Source organism: Hafnia alvei, from assembly GCF_900095695.1.
GTDB lineage: Bacteria > Pseudomonadota > Gammaproteobacteria > Enterobacterales > Enterobacteriaceae > Hafnia > Hafnia alvei_B.
The window spans coordinates 104768-123089 of record NZ_FMIQ01000055.1 but is presented as its reverse complement, the minus strand read 5'-3'; the positions used below and the strand labels follow the sequence as shown (position 1 = coordinate 123089).

The following is an 18322-nucleotide window of genomic DNA, read 5'->3' as shown; positions in this document are numbered from 1 at the left end:
GGAGCAGCACGCCAATGATTATTCCCGCATTAGATCTTATCGACGGAAAAGTAGTGCGTCTGCATCAGGGCGATTACGGTCAGCAACGCGATTATGGCAATGACCCGTTACCGCGTCTGCAAGATTATCAGCAACAAGGCGGTGAAGTTCTGCATTTGGTTGATTTAACCGGAGCCAAAGATCCGGCCGCGCGCCAGATCCCATTGCTGCGCAAACTACTGGCCGGTGTTTCCGTTCCCGTGCAGGTCGGTGGTGGCATTCGCAGTGAAGAAGACGTAGCGGCTCTGCTTGAAGCGGGCGCTGCACGCGTTGTCATCGGTTCAACCGCGGTACGCCAGCCTGATGTCGTGAAACAGTGGTTTACCCGTTTTGGTGCCGATGCGCTGGTTCTGGCGCTCGACGTGCGCATCGCGGCTGACGGCAGCAAAAATATTGCGGTTAGCGGCTGGCAGGAAGATTCCGGCGTCACGCTTGAACAAATCGTAGATCAGTTTCTGCCTTATGGCCTCAAGCATGTGCTCTGCACCGATATTTCGCGCGATGGCACGCTCAGCGGCTCCAACGTGGCGCTGTATCAAGAAGTGTGCGCGCGTTATCCGCAGGTGGCGTTTCAGTCATCCGGCGGCATTGGTAGCCTAGACGATATTGCCGCCCTACGCGGCAGCGGCGTTCAAGGCGTTATTGTGGGGCGCGCCCTGCTCGAAGGAAAATTCACCGTGAAGGAGGCTATCGCATGCTGGCAAAACGCATAATTCCTTGTCTGGATGTACGCGATGGCCAAGTGGTCAAAGGCGTTCAGTTTCGTAATCACGAAATTATCGGCGATATCGTACCGCTGGCTCAACGTTATGCGCAGGAAGGTGCCGATGAGTTGGTGTTTTATGACATCACCGCGTCATCCGATGGACGCGTGGTGGATAAAAGTTGGGTATCACGCGTGGCGGAAGTGATTGATATTCCCTTCTGCGTCGCTGGCGGGATCAAAAGCATTGAAGATGCTTCACAAATATTAACCTTTGGCGCCGATAAAATTTCCATCAACTCCCCTGCGCTGGCGGATCCTGATCTCATTTCTCGCCTCGCCGACCGATTCGGCGTGCAGTGCATCGTGGTGGGGATCGACACATGGTTTGATGCCGAAAGCGACAGCTATCAGGTGTATCAATTCACCGGTGACGAGCAGCGTACCAAAGCCACCACGTGGCAAACGGTTGATTGGGTTAAAGAAGTGCAAAAGCGTGGTGCCGGTGAGATCGTGTTAAACATGATGAACCAAGACGGCGTGCGCAACGGCTACGATCTGCGCCAGCTAAAACTGATCCGCGACGTATGCCATGTTCCGCTAATCGCCTCCGGCGGTGCCGGTACACCAGAGCACTTTCTTAAAGCATTCCGCGACGCCGACGTTGATGGCGCGCTGGCGGCCTCGGTGTTCCACAAACAAATTATCAATATTGGCAATTTGAAACGTTATCTGTCGCAACAAGGTGTGGAGATCCGCTTGTGTTAAAAGAATCCTTTTTATCTGAACAGCAGAAAGAACAATTAGATTGGAACAAAGTCGATAACCTGATGCCTGCGATCGTTCAACATGCGGTATCCGGCGAAGTGCTCATGCTGGGCTATATGACACCTGAAGCACTCGATGAAACCAATCGTAGCCGCCACGTAACGTTTTACTCGCGTACTAAGCAGCGCCTGTGGACCAAAGGCGAAAGCTCAGGCCACTTCCTCAGCGTTGTCAGCATCACGCCTGACTGCGATAACGATACGTTGCTGGTTCTGGCGGAGCCTCAGGGCCCAACCTGCCACAAAGGGACTAGCAGCTGTTTCTCTCCTGCCGCCTCCGACTGGGCATTTTTGTTCCAGTTAGAACAGTTGCTGGCAGAGCGTAAAAATGCCGATCCGAAAAGCTCTTATACCGCGAGCCTATACGCCAGCGGCACCAAGCGTATCGCGCAGAAAGTGGGAGAAGAAGGCGTGGAAACCGCGCTAGCCGCCACGGTGCACGACCGCGACGAACTGGTGAATGAAGCCTCAGACCTGATGTATCACCTGATGGTATTGCTACAGGATCAAGATCTGGACCTCAGCGCGGTGATTAATAATTTACGCCAACGGCATGAGAAATAGCCGCTGAATTTATCCTCTTCTTATTTAACGCCATCCGCGACTTTTTGGGTGGCGTTCCCCACTCTCCGCGACGTTTTCCATTCGCCACAAATTAAATAAGCCGCTATTTGTAGTAATAACTTATTTATTAGCTCCGGCTAAAAAACACCAATCTATTGAGTTCCTTCCCGTTTATTTCAAACAAAAATACTTCTTCTCACGATTATAAAATTAAATGATCGATAGCAATAATATGTCCCAAAAAATCATTCATGAAAAAAATGCAACAATATCAATATATTGATCATCGATCACAATAAACAAAACATTAAATCTGTTTTAATAAAACATCGTTTCACAAAATAGAAAAGGTGGATAACGGATGAAAGTTAAAGGATTACGTTGGTGGATAATTGCGCTCGTTACCGTAGGGACAATCACCAACTATTTATCTCGCAGCGCATTAGGAATTGCCGCGCCAACCTTAATTAAAGAACTTGGCATCACACAGCAACAATATTCATACGTCGTCAGTGCATTTCAAGCAACCTACGCGCTGGCTGCGCCGGTGGTGGGATACGTCATCGATATCATCGGTGTTAAGAGGGGAATTGCCATTTTTGCTATCGGTTGGTCTGTTGCCAATATGGCGCATGGCACGGCTGGCGGCTGGCAGTCTCTCGCATTTTGGCGAGGTACCATGGGCGTTACTGAATCTTCGGCAAATCCTGCCGGTATGAAAGTAGTGGCTGAATGGTTTCCCGCTAAAGAGCGCGGCTTGGCCTGCGGGATCTACAGTATGGGAACGTCCCTCGGCGCAATGCTGGCGCCTCCCTTGGTAGTTTGGGCAATACTCGAATATAACTGGGAAATGTCCTTTATTATCACCGGTGCGGTTGGTCTCATCTGGGTGGTTCTATGGCTATTTTTTTATCAGTCACCAGAAAAAAATCCGGCGTTATCAGATGAAGAGCGTATTTTGATCGCCGATGGGCAGGTGAAATCTACGGAGAACGTCCAGCGAGTTAAACTCAAGGATATGCTCACTAATCGCAATTTATGGGGCATTTCCCTGCCGCGTTTTATGGCCGATCCCGCATGGGGAACGTTGCATTATTGGATGCCTCTTTATTTAGTCACCGAACGTCATCTCGATATGGCTCATGTGGCTATGTTTACCTGGCTCCCTTTTTTAACCTCAGATTTAGGCTGTATTTTCTCAGGAATAATGGCGCGCTATTTAAATAATCGCGGCATCACCATTATTAATTCACGCCGTATTACCTACACCTTTGCGGCCTGTCTCATGGTCAGCATGGCGTTTATCTGCCACGTCGAAAATATCTATTTGGCTGTCGCACTATTTTGCATTGCTGGTTTTGCACATCAATGTCTCTCTATTACCGTTATCACCATGTCGTCAGATTTATTTAATAAATCCGAAGTGGCAACGGCGACCGGTTTCGCCGCGCTCAGCGGGGGAACGGGAAACTTTCTTTTCTCAATGTTCTTAGGCGCGTCCGTCGCCGTGATTGGTTACAACTTCTTCTTTGTCGGCTTAGGGTTCTTTGATCTTATTGGTGCCGCCTTCTTATGGACCTTGGTCAAAGAGAAAAAAACGCATAACACCACGCAGCAAACTGCTTTCATATAAGGGAATAACATGAAAAAACAGATTATTTCTGTAATCAGTTTACTGATTGCAGCGACCCCCCTCATCTCTCATGCGCTTACCTTCGACGTACGTGGCGGATATCGAGCAGGAAGCCACAGCTATGAGTCCCGCTTTAAAGTCAGCGAAAGCTGGAAAAATGGCTGGTGGGCCAGTATGGAGACCGATAATAAGAACAACAAAAACAATGGTAAAGGGCCTAACGGCGCCGATCAAAGCGATAGTGCCCATTCGTTGGGAGACATTACTTCGGACTATAACGAAATCGAGACCAACTATACCTACACATTAACCGATAAATGGAGTCTTCAGCCCGGTGGCATTTTACACTGGAGCAGTAAAGGCACACAGATTCGGCCTTATTTCAGGATCAACTATAAAATAACACCCCAACTAAGCACCAGCCTACGCTATCGTTATGATTACAATGATTATGAAACGACAAATGATAATGGCGAATATCATCGCGATAGCGTTAATCGCTTAGATTTATATCTTGGTTATAAAATAAATAAACAGTGGAGCGTATTATATCAAGGCACGGTCTATAAACATGCGAGCGATCAGTATGAATATAAAAATGGGAAAACCTGGTCTACGGAAAATGCTTTCACACTGCGCTATAAGTGGAACGATTGGTTTAGCCCATACATCGAATATGATTATTTAGATAAACAAGGATATTACGACGGCGAAGGAAATATTCCTGAATCACGCTATCGTATTGGCATGACATTTACCTTGTAACCCAAAAAACAAATTTGAATAGGAAAAATGATGAAGATTAAATTACTCGTCAGCGTTATTTCATGCGTGTTATTCAGCTCTATAGCATTAAGCCATGCGGCCGAGTCTCGCTATTTTACTTACTCGCCAGAAGCATTAGCCGCGAGTAAACAACAACTGACACAGCCAGCATCTGCGTTGCAGCCGGCTTTCGAGCAACTCATCACCGAGGCAAACATCGCGCTTAAACACGCCAATTACAGCGTGGTCGATAAAAGCCTTTCTCCCGCATCGAATAATAAACATGACTACTATAGTTTTGGTACTTATTGGTGGCCAAATCCCAATACACCCAATCACCTCCCCTATATTCGCCAAGATGGAAAAACCAATCCAGATACCAAAACTGACGCTACAGACAGTGAACGCATGGCGCATTTCGCCAAAGATATGAAAAGGCTAGGGCTGGCTTATTACTTCACGGGCAAAGCTGTTTATGCCCAAAAGGCAGCAGAGCTCGCCAGCGCGTGGTTTGTGACACCTAAAACAAAGATGAACCCGAGTTTGGCTTATGCTCAGGCGATTCCGGGAATTGTTGATGGACGTGGAATAGGTATTATCGATAGCCGAGCCTTAATCGACGTCATGGACAGTATTGAGCTGATTCGTCCAGCAAATACGCTGAGCGAGAAAAATTATCGAGCCATTAAGCACTGGTATAAGCAGTTTAACCAATGGTTATTGACCAGTGAAAATGGATTTGAAGAAAGCAACTGGCACAATAACCACGGCACATTTTTTGATACTCAGGTCGTTGCTTTTTCGTTATTTACCGATCAGCCTGAAGTCGCTCGCCGCCAATTAAAAATTGCCCAACTGCGTCATTTAGCGGCTCAAATAGATAACAAAGGATTGCTCACCGAAGAAATAGAGAGAACGCGTTCATGGCACTACACCAATTTCTCTCTTTCGGCTTTTATGCGCCTAGCGCGCTATGGCGAACTAACGGGTATAGATATGTGGCATTTCGATTTAGACGATCACAATCTTAAACAAGCATTACTCGTCGTGGCTCAACAAATCGACAATCCTGCACCGTGGCCGTTCCCTGAATTAAAATTCGATGAAAACGAGGCCGTAGGCAATATTTTAGCCGCTGAAAGAGCCTACCCTGACGCAATCTTCAAAGAAAAAGCGGCTTATCTCGAAAAGAGAGATCCGAAAAATATCAATTTACTCACCGTAAGTGCGTCACTGGTACCCTAAAAGGAAGCGGTAAGAATGAAACAATTCAATCCCCGTGAAATCGCCATTATTCGCCAGCGCGCACAGCGCTGGCCTGAGTGGATTGACACACTCATTGCCGATAACGCTACGGTGTTAAATCATCCGTTAAAAGTGCCCACGTCTGGAATTGCAACTTGGAACCATTACTATTATTGCCCCGATCACGGGGTGCGGCTCAATTGGGATTATCATCATGAACACCAGCATCGCTGCCCAGTAGATAATAAAATTTTTAGCGGTGAACCCTACGATGGCGCATGGTGGCGCTGGATGAATGGCTTGAATGCCAAAGCCTGCTACGAGGTTGGTTTATTATGGCAAGTTACCGCAAACAAGGAGTATTTCCAGCGCGTTCGCGATCTATTGCTGACTTATGCCGCCTATTATCCAGACTATCAGGAGCATGGCGGTATCCCTTATAACGCTAACGGAAAAATGAATGCGCAGGCATTGTGTGAAGCCAATTGCCTGCTTGATTTCGCACGCGGCTACGACTTGATTTGCGATAATTTATCCACTGACGAAAAAAACGTTATCCGGCAACAATTATTACAGCCCGGCGCTGAATTCTTGATGCAACAGCGACACGACCAAATTCATAATCATGAGGTGAAAATTAACAGTGCGATTGCCGTCATTGGACTCATTCTAGAAAAAGAGCCTTATCTAAATTTTGCCTTAAATACACGCTATGGATTGCGCTATCAGCTAGAGCATTCGTTAATTAATGGTCAGCTATGGTTTGAAGGCTCATTGCATTATCATCTGTATGCATTACAAGGATTTTTGCCTTCGAGAAAGTTGCTAAAGGAACCAAATACAGCCTATTAGATCTCCCCTATTATCCTCGCATGCTCCGTGTACCATTGTCATTGCTGATGCCAAATGGCTGTTTCCCTCGCCTCAACGATTGCGTATTTGGTCAGGAGAAACTTATCCATTCCGATCTGTATGAATTTGCCTACGGCTATTATGCCGACCCGTGCTATTTAGAAGCATTAGATATTATTTACAGCCGAAAAAGTGATATCAACACCGATTTTATATTGTATGGCAACGATCGTACACCACGGGAAAAAAACCTCCCTAGCCAAAGTACCCCTAACGAAATCCCGCCTGGCTTAACGTTATTTCAACGGCCAGAGACACAAAGCACAATACTGATAAAACATCTGCCCTACGGTGGAGAACACGATCACAGCGATAGCCTTGGCATTATTATTTTTCATCAAGGCAAAGAACTGGTGAAAGACTTAGGGACGACCGGTTATAGCACCAGTTTACACCGCGATTATTATAAGAAAACCGCTTCACATAGCACGCTTACGATCAATCTGGCTAACCAGCCACCGGTGAGTCCGGTAGTTAATTCCTGTCTAAAGACGAATATGTATCACTATATTGACGTGATGGCGGATTGGGCAAAAAAGGCTGACAAGCCCGATAGTTTTTACATTATCAATTGGGATGAACAGGCTTACCAGCAGGTTAGCTTTAGACGTCGAGTGATGCTTATCGATAACCTTGTTATTGATATTTCAACAATTAAAAACCCACGTAGACAATGCGCTGATTTAAACTGGATGATCAATGGCAGCCTGCCAGCTCCCGAGCAACACGATGATGTGCAAAATGAAAAGATGTTATGTCATATAAACCCAATCTGGATAAAACCGGGTACCGGTATGCAAAAAACATTAGCAAGGACAACCAGCTCAACGGTAGCTATCTATACTCAAATAATGTCTCAGTTAATGACAGAACAACCTTCAGAACGAAATTTGCTCATTGCCAGCAGTGCGCCGGATAACCCTAACACTCAGCATATTAGCCAACTGACGCTACGTTCACATGAATCAGAAATAACCTATTTGACCCTATTTGATTTAGCTAACTGCCTGACAGGGGCTGAATTTTCACCATGTGATAATACGCCTACGGGAAAGCTTCGCCTTAGCATGCACGCTGCTCAATGCACCACTGAAATTTTGTTTGATGATGAGAGGACGTCCATACAGCCCATTATTAAAAGGTATTTACATCATTAACTCTTAATAAAAACCCAACTTTAAGACATAAGAAAAAATATTTTCTTAGTACTATTCCTAGACCGTCATTCTGCTAAAGCCAGAGTGACGGATATTTTCAACTACGCAGTCATCACTCACTCTTTAACCGCACTATTTACAACCTTCTTTTACCCTAATTATTTTAAATAAAACGTTAAAAATTACTGCCTATCCTTCATTTATCTTCTCCGTAATATGCATTTTATCAAATAGCCCATCGACAGCGAGCTCAACCGATGGCATCGAATGTTTAATGTTAAGGAGACTGAAATGAATCAAACAGCGCGAATTTCTATCTACTTCGCCGTCGCTTCTGCGCTAACAGTGGCTGCATCGACAGACAGTTGGGCTGCGGATATTGGCGTAGGTCCCCAGTACGATACCACCCACGTTTATGTCGAACCCGAAAAATGGATACCTTCGTCGACAGTATTCTGAAAACTTTTGGCGGAAGTACTACCCAGCGGGTTTTAGCTGATGTGACGCCTACACCGAGTCAAACCTATTCTCAGTTGATCTTAACGCCATCGGGCAGTTTTTCCGTATTTGATTTCCAGACACCAGCGCCTTATCCATTTGGCAACGAGCGTAATGGTTTCTTAGTCACCAATATGGATACTGCAATAGCGAATGCCAAAAAAGCCGGTGCCGACGTTATCGTTGAGCCATTTAACGATCCTATCGGACGTGACGCAGTGGTTCAGTGGCCGGGCGGCGTGAATATGCAGCTGTATTGGCATACCAAAGCGCCTAACTACCAGCCACTCAGTTTTATTCCTGAAAACCGTATTTATCTTTCACGCTATCGCGTTGATGATTTCATCAAAAGCTATCAGAAATTCTCAAACGGCAAAATAATCGATGATGCACAGCAAAGCGCTACCGTGATTGGCGGTGAGAAAAATAACGCTATTCGCGTAGTGAATTTGTCCTCGGCCTTCGGCAAAACCCGCATCTTTGTCACCGATGGGCATTTGAACTATCCATTCGGTCAGGAACGTACCGGCTATGGCGTCGCCAGTCTGAGTGAAACCCTCGGCAAAGCAACGGCCAGCGGGGCAAAAATCCTGTGGCAGTCGGTTGCAGGGGAAAAACGCGCTAGCGCCGTGGTGCAATTCCCTGGCGGTTACATCGCTGAAATCCATCAAGACACTAAATAATTTTTATCTTATCGCGATGCCAGCCTCGTTTGGCATCGCGACATCGGCAAGCGATCCCCATGCAACAATCTCATAAACAACAATCTCATAAACAACGATTTCATAAATTACGCTCCCAACGCTGGCTGCCCACATTCTTGCAGCTACCGTACTGTCGACGAGCGTTCACTCACCTAATGCACACGCAGAAACGGCACCCGCATGGAAGCAAATCGCCTTAACTGACAATGCGACACTTTCCTTCGACGGTTCGCTGCGTGAACGCTATGAATGGAGCGACCAACGTGATTTGGCTGCTCACGGCGGAGGGCGAGATAGCACTTTCATGCAGCGTTTTCTGCTGGGTTCCAAACTCGACTACGGCCATTATTTCTCAACTTATGTTCAGCTTGGTTCTTCAATCGCCACGCCGCGCGATCAGGGGCGTAAGCCAACGGATGACGATCACGCCTACGTAGGGCAAGGATACATCGATTTAAAATTACCTACCGATGCGGGTCTCGGTACGCTGCGGGTGGGACGGCAAGAGATCCCACTGGGTTCACTGCATTTGATGGGAACGCGTGACGGAGCAAACGTGCGCCGCTCGTTCGATGCCGTTCGCGCCAGTTGGGCAACGTCCAAAAATCGTGTGGATGCATTTATTGGTCATCCGGTGAGCATTAAAAAAGGCAGTTTTGACGACGACACCGACAATAGCCAAAAAATATGGGGGCTGTATGCCACTACGCCGGTAGCCCCTCTCGCCTCTTCTATCGATCTCTATACCTTTGGCTTCGAAAACAACGATTCCACCTACACACAAGGCAGCGGCAGTGAACGTCGCTATACCGTTGGCAGCCGAGTTTTCGGCGCTGCCGGGGGGTTTGATTGGGATAATGAGGCAGCCTATCAATTTGGTGAGTTTTCCCCCAATGGGGCGTCACATACTATTCGGGCGTGGTCCGCATCGGCGCACGCAGGCTATACCGTTTCTACATGGATCTGGCGACCACGTTTCGGCGGTAAAATAGGGATGGCGAGCGGTGATAAAAATCCGCACGACGGCGAGCTGAATACCTTTAATGCCATGTATCCAAAATTGCCTTATCTGACCGAGAACGGGCTGGTAGCGCCGGCTAACCTGATCGACATTCACCCGTCAGTCACGTTAACACCAACGGATACTCTCACCGTCGATCTTAGCTGGGATGCCATGTGGCGACAGCAAAAACAGGACGGATTTTATCTTGGCCCGATGAAGCCGGTTAAAAACAGCACTCAAGGCAGCCGTTTTATTGGCAATCAATACCAGATTTCAACCCAATGGACACCTGAAAAATGGCTGCAGTTTAAATTCGCCTATGCCTATTTTGATGTTGGCCATAGCTTAGAGAAACATGCCAATTTAAAGGATATGAATTTCATTATGACATCTGCAACGCTGAGTTTTTAAGCCGTGGTTGATCCTGAGCCCGAAACCCCCATCTATACTTAAATAGCCTGAAAAATAACCGGAGATAGATGATGGCCAGTGGTTGGGCAAATGATGGGGCGGTTCAGGATCAAATTGACGCGACGGTTGATGACGCCGTTGCACGTGCACGTAGCCAGCTAAGTCACGGTGAAAGCGCCCATGTTTGTGAAGAGTGTGGTGCAGAAATCCCCGAGGCGCGACGCAAAGCGCTGCCTGGAGTGCAGCTTTGTGTGAACTGTCAGGCGGAAATCGATAAAAAACAGCAGGCCACCAGCGGATACAACCGCCGAGGAAGTAAAGATAGTCAGTTGAGGTAGGCAAACTACCCCAACCCACTCACGCCGTTATGCCAAATAGGATTGGGCCAACGCCACCCAGTATGCTGCGCCCACGCTCAGATTACGGTCGTCAAAATCGTACTGTGGATGATGCAACATCGGCGAGTCACCGTTGCCAATAATGCAATAGCAGCCGGGTTTATGCTTGAGCATAAACGCGAAATCCTCACTGCCCATAAACGTGTTAGGCATATCTACAACTTTTTCGCCGCCAAGTAACTCAACCGCGACCTGCTTAGCAAACGCTGTTTCATGCGGCGTATTCATCAATACCACACCCGCCACTGCGCTTTCGATGGAGGCCGTAACGCCATAGCATACGGCCTGCGCTTCGGTAATCGTCCGAATCCGTTGCAGCACGTTTTTACGCACGCCTTCATCGGTGGAGCGAATGCTTAATCTCAACACCGCCTCCTGCGGGATCACGTTTCCTGCGTCACCGGCCTGAAAAGCACCGACGCTGACCACGGCCTGATCCTGTGCAGCAATATTACGCGAAACAATCGTTTGTAATGCCATCACCAATGAGGCACCGGCAACGATCGGATCGATACTTTTTTCAGGCGTTGAACCATGACTGCCTTTACCGGTCAGGGTGATGGTCAAGCTATCCACCGCCGCCATCGTCGCGCCTTCTTTAAATGCCATATGTCCTTGTGGGTATCCGGGCATATTATGCATACCGTAAACGGCATCGACGGGGAATCGTGTGAACAAACCATCGTCAATCATGGCCTGCGCGCCACGCATATCTTCTTCTGAAGGCTGAAAAATCAAACGGACGGTACCGTTGAAGTCTGCGCTATCGCTCGCCAACCATTGCGCCGCGCCCAGCAGCATTGACGTATGGCCGTCATGGCCACAGGCATGCATCTTTCCTGAACAGGCGCTTTGATATTTCACACCGCTGGCTTCATGAATAGGCAATGCATCCATATCAGCGCGCAAAGCGATTGATTTTGTCCCCGTCCCTTTGGTTAAACTTGCAACAATGCCGGTTCCACCGATACCTGTGACAACGTCGTAGCCCCATTCATTGAGCAGTTTAGATACTTTGCTAGACGTATTCGTTTCGTGAAAACCCAACTCAGGGTTGGCATGAAATTCATGGCGGATACTTTCCAACTGAGCCTGAGAGCGTTGTAGCTGGGAGACAAGTGTTGCGGAGTCAAAATTCTTCATTAATTTAACCTTTGAGGATTTCAAACAGCCAATGCCGGAACCAAACGGTCAAATGACATTCGCAAACAATTCAAGAGATTCGGTATAACCATCGCGGTATTTATAACCCTAAATGTACCCGTAGAACGTCATATGTTGTTAACGAAATGTGTTACTGACTGCAAACGCTTCAGGTCACCATCTCCAGCGCCCAAAACTCGACAAAAAAAGCTCTCAATTTTGCTACTTCTTTTTAGGTAATTTGCTCAAAAGTTTTCTATACTTAGCAAATTCTTGATTCCTATGACATTGAAAATAAATCAATTCATTCGATTCAGAAATAATATGGCAAGAAAACTATATTAATAATTATATGGAATAAACTATGAGCAATCGATATCAGACTCCCGGCAAGCGCCGGAGCAGAGCCTGGCTGTGGCTTTTGTTGTTGGGGATCATCATCGGTGCGGCCCTGCTGGCAGGAACCGCCACCGTTATGCATAAAACCAGTGACACAGAATTCTGTATTTCATGTCACACCATGGAACAGCCTCTCGCCGAATATCAGGGCAGTATTCACTTCCAAAACACCAAAGGCATCCGGGCCGAATGCGCCGACTGCCACGTTCCACACCAACCTATCGATTATCTACTCACCAAAGTTGCCGCATTGAAAGACGTCTATGGCGAAGTGACAGGTAAAATCGATACGCCTGAAAAATATGAGGCGCATAAGCTCGCCATGGCGCAAAGCGTGTGGGATACGTTGAAGAAAAACGACTCCGCAACCTGCCGCTCATGTCATAGCTACGACGCGATGGACGTTATCGCACAGAAACCAGAAGCTCGTCAGCAGCATCCGGTTGCCATTAAAAATGGTGAAACGTGTATCGATTGCCACAAAGGCGTTGCTCATATCCTGCCAGACATGAGCGGATTAGCCGCCGCCGGTGCCAGCGAGTTGGCCAGCGCCGCAGCGAAAACGCCAGACAGCGCCACCACGCTGTACACCATCGCTACCGAACCATTCTATTTGAGCGCTGAGGAAACCCAGCACAACGCCGGTAACCTGATGCCATCCACCGAAGTGAAAGTGGTGAAACGTCAAGGCGATCGCGTATTAGCCGACGTTGCCGGCTGGCAACAGGATGGGGTAACTGAAGTGTTTTACGCCGCGCAAGGTAAACGTATCCTTAGCGTTTTAGTGGGCGAAGATGCACGTAAACAACTGAAAACCCTAAGCACGGTTAAAGACGCCGAAACCGGGCTGGTTTGGCATCAGGTTGCATTGCAGGTGTGGTTGCCGAAAAAACAGCTGGTTGATGACCAACAAAAAATTTGGCATTACGCTTCTGACATGATGTCTGCCAACTGCACCGGCTGCCATGGTTTAACGGCGCTTGACCGCTTCAACGCCAACCAATGGATCGGCGTAGTCAAAGGCATGGCTCCACGTACTTCTCTGACGCAGGAACAGCTGCGCGTTCTGACACAATACGTTCAGAAACACGCCAGCGATATGCCTGCCAATCAGTCGAATAAGATTTAAGGAGCCATAACAATGAAAAAAAATCTGAACTCCCACGTTGAAAACGTCAGTGATTTCGAACAGAAGCCGCTGCAGGTCAGCCGCCGTCGCTTTCTGACCGGCGCAGGTGCCGTATTGAGCGTGCCATTGATGGCTGGTTTGTGGCCTAAATCGGCATTAGCACAGGCCATCAGCCAAGCGTTGCCACAGTTTACCGCCCTACGTCAGGCACAAACCGGCATACTCACCGCTGCACACTGGGGCGCTTTCGAGGCCATCGTGAAAGACGGCAAAATGGTGGATGTTAAGGCCATTAGTGACGATCCGTACCCGAATGAACTCATCACCATGGCACCGTATCAGGTACATGCAGAAAACCGCATTAAGTACCCGATGGTACGTAAAGGCTGGCTAGAAGGCGGCCCTGCCAATAGCCAACCAGAACTGCGCGGCCGCGACGAATGGGTGCGAGTAAGCTGGGATAAAGCCCTGACGTTAGTGAGCGATCAAATCGCACGCCTGCAAAAAGAGCATGGCCCACAGTCTATATATGCAGGCTCTTACGGCTGGAAGAGCGTGGGTATGCTCCACAATAGCCGTACACTGCTGCAACGTATGATGAACCTAAGCGGCGGTTTTTTAGGCTATGCGGGTGACTACTCGACCGGAGCCGCGCAGGTCATCATGTCTCATGTGGTTGGTTCAATGGAAGTTTATGAACAACAAACCGCATGGCCAAACGTTATCGAGAATAGCCAGTTAGTGATTCTGTGGGGATGTAACCCCATGATCACATTAAAAAACAGCTGGAACGTGCCTGATCACGTCGGCCAAACTGGCTTTGAGGCGCTGAAGAAAAAAGGGACACGGATCATCAGCATCGATCCGGTACACAACGACAGCGCAAAATTCGTGAATGCTCAGTGGATTGCACCGCGTCCGTACACCGATACCGCCATGCTGATTGGTATTGCCCACACGCTGCTGGCAGAAAAACTGCATAACCCTGATTTCCTGAAAACCTATACCGTTGGCTTTGATAAATTCGAAGCTTATCTTATGGGTCAGGACGATGGCATCGTCAAAGATGCTAACTGGGCAGCCGAAGTTAGCGGCGTTGATGCCGACGTGCTTCGCCAGCTAGCGCGTGATATGGCGAAGAATCGCACCATGATTATGGGTGGTTGGGGCATTCAGCGTCAGCACCACGGCGAACAGCAACACTGGATGCTGGTGACCGTTGCCGCCATGTTGGGACAAATTGGTCTGCCGGGCGGTGGTTTTGGCTTTAGCTATCACTACTCTTCAGGCGGCAGTCCTACGGCTAAAGGCGGGATCTTGGCGGGTATTTCGGCTGGAAACTCACCGAAAAATACGCCTACGCCAATTCCCGTTGCGCGTATTGCCGAATGCTTAATGAATCCAGGCAAAACCATTAATTTTAATGGCGCTCAGGTTACCTATCCTGAAGTGAAAATGGTTTACGTCGCTGGCGGTAACACCTTCCACCAACATCAAGATACAAACTCGCTGGTGAAAGCTTTCCAAAAACCTGAAACCATTGTAGTCAATGAACCTTATTGGACGGCAACGGCCAAGCATGCGGATATCGTATTCCCCACCACCACCAGCTACGAGCGAAACGATCTGGAAATGGGCGGTGACTATTCTCAGCTGTATGTATTCCCTATGCATCAGTGCGTACCACCGCAGTTCGAATCGCGTAGCGATTTCGATATCTTTGCTGGTCTGTCAGAAAAACTAGGGGTTCAGGATGCCTTTACCGAAGGCAAAGACGAAACCCAGTGGCTGAAAAGCATGTATGACGACATGAAAACACAGGCTCGCGCAGCTCGTGTGGCATTGCCGCCGTTCGATATGTTCTGGGAATCAAACAACTATGTTCGCTTCCCGGTACCTGAAGAGAATAAACAGTGGGTACGTTTCGCTGACTATCGCGAAAACCCACTGTTAAATCCATTAGGTACACCGTCCGGTAAAATCGAAATCTACTCTGACGCCATTGAGAAAATGGGCTACGAAGACTGCAAAGGTATTCCAACATGGATGCCACCGCATGAATGGTATAAAGGGCCAGAAGCGGCAAAATATCCTTTGTCTCTGAATACTGCACATCCGATCAACCGCCTGCATTCCCAGCTAGACAATACGCCGCTGCGTAAAAAATATGCGGTAGCCGATCGCGAGGCCATTCTAATCCATCCGGCTGATGCTAAAACTCGCGGTATCAGCAACGGTGACTTAGTGCGTGCCTTTAACGATCGCGGTCAGATCTTAGTTGGCGCAGTGGTCACTGAAGATGTGCGTCAGGGTGTGATCCGCATCAGCGAAGGCGCATGGTTCGATCCGGCAGATCCAGCAACGCCAGGATCGCTGTGTAAAAACGGCAACGTGAACTGCCTGACGTTTGATATTGGCTCATCCAGCTTGGCGCAAGGTAACTGCGGCCAAATGGCACAGGTTGAGATCGAAAAATATCAGGGTCCTGCACTCACTAACACCGCACATGCGGTACCGACTGGCGCATAGTGTCTCACTCTGCACTTTAGCCGTATCATCAACGGGGCTTCGGCCCCGTTTTTTATCACATTGTTGTGATCAACCATGCTGAATCAAGCAAAGCTAATTAAACAAAGCTAATGAAACAAAGCTAATCAAATAGCTCTGCATGGCTCCCCACGCGGTATAGCCTTAACTCAGTTTCGGTACGCTGATAGATCAAGAGAAGATCGGGCATTCCATGGCATTCAAGATAGCCAATATAGTTCCCGACCAACTTATGTTCTCGGTACCGTTCCGGCAACGGCTCCCCTGACTGTAGCAAAGCCACGGTTCGCAGAATGATGCTCTGAACAGCTAGGTTACCCATAAAGCGTTTAGCATCTTTTTTAAAACGATGCTGATAAACAATCATTAACATGATGAGCAATCCTTGCATCATGGTTTCCCAACGAACTACCAGCCGAGATCTGCCTTCAATTCATCAATATCGCTGGCGCGATGCACATCAATACCGGCTTCCAGATCGCGAATCGCCTTCAACGTTTTTGCATTCGGTTTAAGTAATTCTGCGGGTACCTCACCCGTCACAGCAATCTGATTAACTAATAACCGAATGATCGTTGAAAGATCGGTTCCTAACGCACTGGCATTTTCCATTGCGGCTGCTTTAACCGCTGGGGAAACTCTTGCCCTCACCACATCACTTTTCGTCATAATATCGCTCCATAGACTGAGTGTTTTATGACCATAAATGTAGCCACATCGTAGCCACAAGGCAAGTGAATTCATCGTTCTTCCTCCGTAATTATGACTACCGCAATTATTACGTTTTACAGACAAAAGTCAGAACTGAGGAAAAATAGTGGAATGCTCTTCGCAAACTATTTTTCAGCTAGTTATCCATTCATTATCACGCATTATCTATCCCACATCTTTTGTATGACTTTCTTACAGTCCAGTGGCTGAAACAGCTTTTCATTTTTAACATTCGAGCGTAACATGCCCGCCCTGAAGTTCCCCGTTCACCTCTGACTGATCCCTGATAAACCTATGCGCATGTATTTGACCGCACTCCGCCGTCTGCCCGATTTAACCTCCACCTCATTCTTGATTGTGGCTTTTTTGACCGGTATCGCAGGCGCATTACAAACACCAACGCTCAGCCTGTTCCTCTCCACCGAAGTGGTTAAAAGCCCGTTCATGGTTGGACTGTTCTATACCGGCAGCGCAGTGATTGGAATTATTGTTAGTCAGTTTCTCGCCGCACGTTCAGACCGCTCTGGCGATCGAAAAAAGCTGATTTTATTGTGCTGCATCCTTGGCGCTGCGGGCTGTCTGCTGTTCGCCTATAACCGTAACTACTATTTATTGCTCGTCGTCGGCGTCATGCTCACCAGTTTTGGATCTACCGCCAACCCACAGATGTTTGCTCTAGCTCGTGAATATGCAGATAAAACCGGTAAAGAAGCGGTGATGTTCAGCTCAATTTTGCGTGCACAAGTTTCTCTGGCGTGGGTGATTGGGCCACCGATTTCGTTCGCACTAGCGCTCGGCTTTGGTTTTCCGTTTATGTATCTGGCGGCGATGACGACGTTTTTAGTATGCGGTTTAATTGTTTGGTACACGCTGCCCTCGATGCCAAAAGCGGTCGTACGCACAACAGACGTGCTGGATGCGCCACGCCGTAATCGCCGCGATACTCTTCTGCTCTTTGCCGCCTGCACGTTGATGTGGACCTGCAACAGCATGTATCTCATCAATATGCCGTTGTATATCATTCATGAACTGCATTTGCCGGACAAACTGGCCGGCGTAATGATGGGCACCGCCGCAGGCCTAGAAATTCCTACCATGCTAATTGCAGGCTATTACGCTAAGCGTTTCGGTAAACGCTTTTTAATGATGGTTGCGCTTGCCGCAGGCTTGGCTTTTTATGCTGGCCTACTCTTCTTTACCGCACCTTGGGCACTGCTAGCATTACAGCTGCTCAACGCCGTTTTTATCGGCATTCTGGCGGGAATTGGTATGCTGTATTTTCAGGATTTAATGCCGGGGCAAGCGGGTGCAGCCACCACCTTATTTACCACTGCGGGGCGTACTGGTTGGATATTTGCAGGCTCTGTGGCTGGTTTTATTGCGGAATTTTGGAACTACTACGCTGTCTTTTTTGTTTCGCTGGTTTTGTTGATTGCCGGCGTGGCCTGTATGTGGAAAATAAAAGAAGCGTAACCTCTACGGTTGACTATGAATGGGAACGCTGGAAATGAGATCCCAGCGTCCCTTCTGCTAC

General features: G+C 48.1%; 17 protein-coding genes. 14 read left to right on the top strand and 3 right to left on the bottom strand.

What is annotated here, in order from left to right; all coding sequences use genetic code 11:
- The first annotated feature begins 14 nt into the window (after positions 1-14).
- The 11 genes from hisA to BN1044_RS14255 all read left to right on the top strand — a co-directional run bounded on the left by hisA (position 15) and on the right by BN1044_RS14255 (position 10799).
- Positions 15-752 carry a 1-(5-phosphoribosyl)-5-[(5-phosphoribosylamino)methylideneamino]imidazole-4-carboxamide isomerase gene (gene hisA, locus BN1044_RS14305; RefSeq protein ID WP_072309273.1) on the top strand — a complete coding sequence of 246 codons (738 nt, stop codon included), beginning with the start codon at positions 15-17 and terminating at the stop codon, positions 750-752.
- The gene (gene hisF / locus BN1044_RS14300) at positions 734-1510 is read left to right on the top strand and encodes an imidazole glycerol phosphate synthase subunit HisF (protein WP_072309272.1); all 777 of its coding nucleotides are present in this window, start codon (positions 734-736) and stop codon (positions 1508-1510) included. The genes hisA and hisF overlap by 19 nt, the downstream gene beginning before the upstream one ends.
- On the top strand, positions 1504-2133 hold the full coding sequence (hisIE, locus tag BN1044_RS14295; protein WP_040045836.1) for a bifunctional phosphoribosyl-AMP cyclohydrolase/phosphoribosyl-ATP diphosphatase HisIE: 630 nt from the start codon (positions 1504-1506) through the stop codon (positions 2131-2133). The genes hisF and hisIE overlap by 7 nt, the downstream gene beginning before the upstream one ends.
- Before the next feature lie 361 nt (positions 2134-2494).
- Positions 2495-3766: an MFS transporter gene (locus BN1044_RS14290; protein ID WP_072309271.1), complete on the top strand. Its 1272-nt coding sequence runs from the start codon at positions 2495-2497 to the stop codon at positions 3764-3766.
- 9 nt (positions 3767-3775) lie between these two features.
- Positions 3776-4531, top strand: coding sequence for an oligogalacturonate-specific porin KdgM family protein (locus BN1044_RS14285; RefSeq protein WP_072309270.1), 756 nt, complete (start codon positions 3776-3778; stop codon positions 4529-4531).
- A gap of 30 nt (positions 4532-4561) precedes the next feature.
- Complete coding sequence (locus BN1044_RS14280) at positions 4562-5776, top strand: alginate lyase family protein (RefSeq protein WP_072309269.1); 1215 nt, start codon at positions 4562-4564, stop codon at positions 5774-5776.
- A gap of 15 nt (positions 5777-5791) precedes the next feature.
- Positions 5792-6628 carry a hypothetical protein gene (locus BN1044_RS14275; protein ID WP_072309268.1) on the top strand — a complete coding sequence of 279 codons (837 nt, stop codon included), beginning with the start codon at positions 5792-5794 and terminating at the stop codon, positions 6626-6628.
- 35 nt (positions 6629-6663) lie between these two features.
- Positions 6664-7845: a heparinase II/III domain-containing protein gene (locus BN1044_RS14270; RefSeq protein ID WP_168780211.1), complete on the top strand. Its 1182-nt coding sequence runs from the start codon at positions 6664-6666 to the stop codon at positions 7843-7845.
- Between the two features lie 431 nt (positions 7846-8276).
- Entirely contained in the window at positions 8277-9026 is a 750-nt protein-coding gene (locus BN1044_RS14265) for a glyoxalase (RefSeq protein WP_072309266.1), read from the top strand.
- 106 nt (positions 9027-9132) lie between these two features.
- Positions 9133-10461 carry an alginate export family protein gene (locus BN1044_RS14260; RefSeq protein ID WP_348770995.1) on the top strand — a complete coding sequence of 443 codons (1329 nt, stop codon included), beginning with the start codon at positions 9133-9135 and terminating at the stop codon, positions 10459-10461.
- A gap of 71 nt (positions 10462-10532) precedes the next feature.
- Positions 10533-10799: a DksA/TraR family C4-type zinc finger protein gene (locus tag BN1044_RS14255; RefSeq protein ID WP_072309264.1), complete on the top strand. Its 267-nt coding sequence runs from the start codon at positions 10533-10535 to the stop codon at positions 10797-10799.
- Between the two features lie 27 nt (positions 10800-10826).
- Here the strand turns inward: BN1044_RS14255 and BN1044_RS14250 are convergent, their stop codons facing one another.
- Positions 10827-12002, bottom strand: coding sequence for a M20 aminoacylase family protein (locus tag BN1044_RS14250; protein WP_072309263.1), 1176 nt, complete (start codon positions 12000-12002; stop codon positions 10827-10829).
- 364 nt (positions 12003-12366) lie between these two features.
- Between BN1044_RS14250 and BN1044_RS14245 the strand changes: the two genes are divergently transcribed.
- Together BN1044_RS14245 and torA are read left to right on the top strand one after the other, a co-directional pair.
- A complete protein-coding gene (locus tag BN1044_RS14245) occupies positions 12367-13530 on the top strand; it encodes a NapC/NirT family cytochrome c (protein ID WP_072309262.1) in 1164 nt (387 codons plus the stop codon).
- A gap of 12 nt (positions 13531-13542) precedes the next feature.
- Positions 13543-16059 carry a trimethylamine-N-oxide reductase TorA gene (gene torA, locus BN1044_RS14240; protein WP_072309261.1) on the top strand — a complete coding sequence of 839 codons (2517 nt, stop codon included), beginning with the start codon at positions 13543-13545 and terminating at the stop codon, positions 16057-16059.
- Between the two features lie 121 nt (positions 16060-16180).
- Here torA and BN1044_RS14235 read toward each other — a convergent pair whose 3' ends face one another.
- Both BN1044_RS14235 and BN1044_RS14230 read right to left on the bottom strand, forming a co-directional pair.
- On the bottom strand, positions 16181-16450 hold the full coding sequence (locus BN1044_RS14235) for a type II toxin-antitoxin system RelE/ParE family toxin (RefSeq protein ID WP_072309330.1): 270 nt from the start codon (positions 16448-16450) through the stop codon (positions 16181-16183).
- 35 nt (positions 16451-16485) lie between these two features.
- Positions 16486-16746 carry a type II toxin-antitoxin system RelB/DinJ family antitoxin gene (locus BN1044_RS14230; protein WP_072309329.1) on the bottom strand — a complete coding sequence of 87 codons (261 nt, stop codon included), beginning with the start codon at positions 16744-16746 and terminating at the stop codon, positions 16486-16488.
- A gap of 336 nt (positions 16747-17082) precedes the next feature.
- Here BN1044_RS14230 and BN1044_RS14225 point away from each other — a divergent pair, with 336 nt between their 5' ends.
- A complete protein-coding gene (locus BN1044_RS14225) occupies positions 17083-18261 on the top strand; it encodes a sugar efflux transporter (protein ID WP_081329596.1) in 1179 nt (392 codons plus the stop codon).
- Positions 18262-18322: the final 61 nt, after the last annotated feature.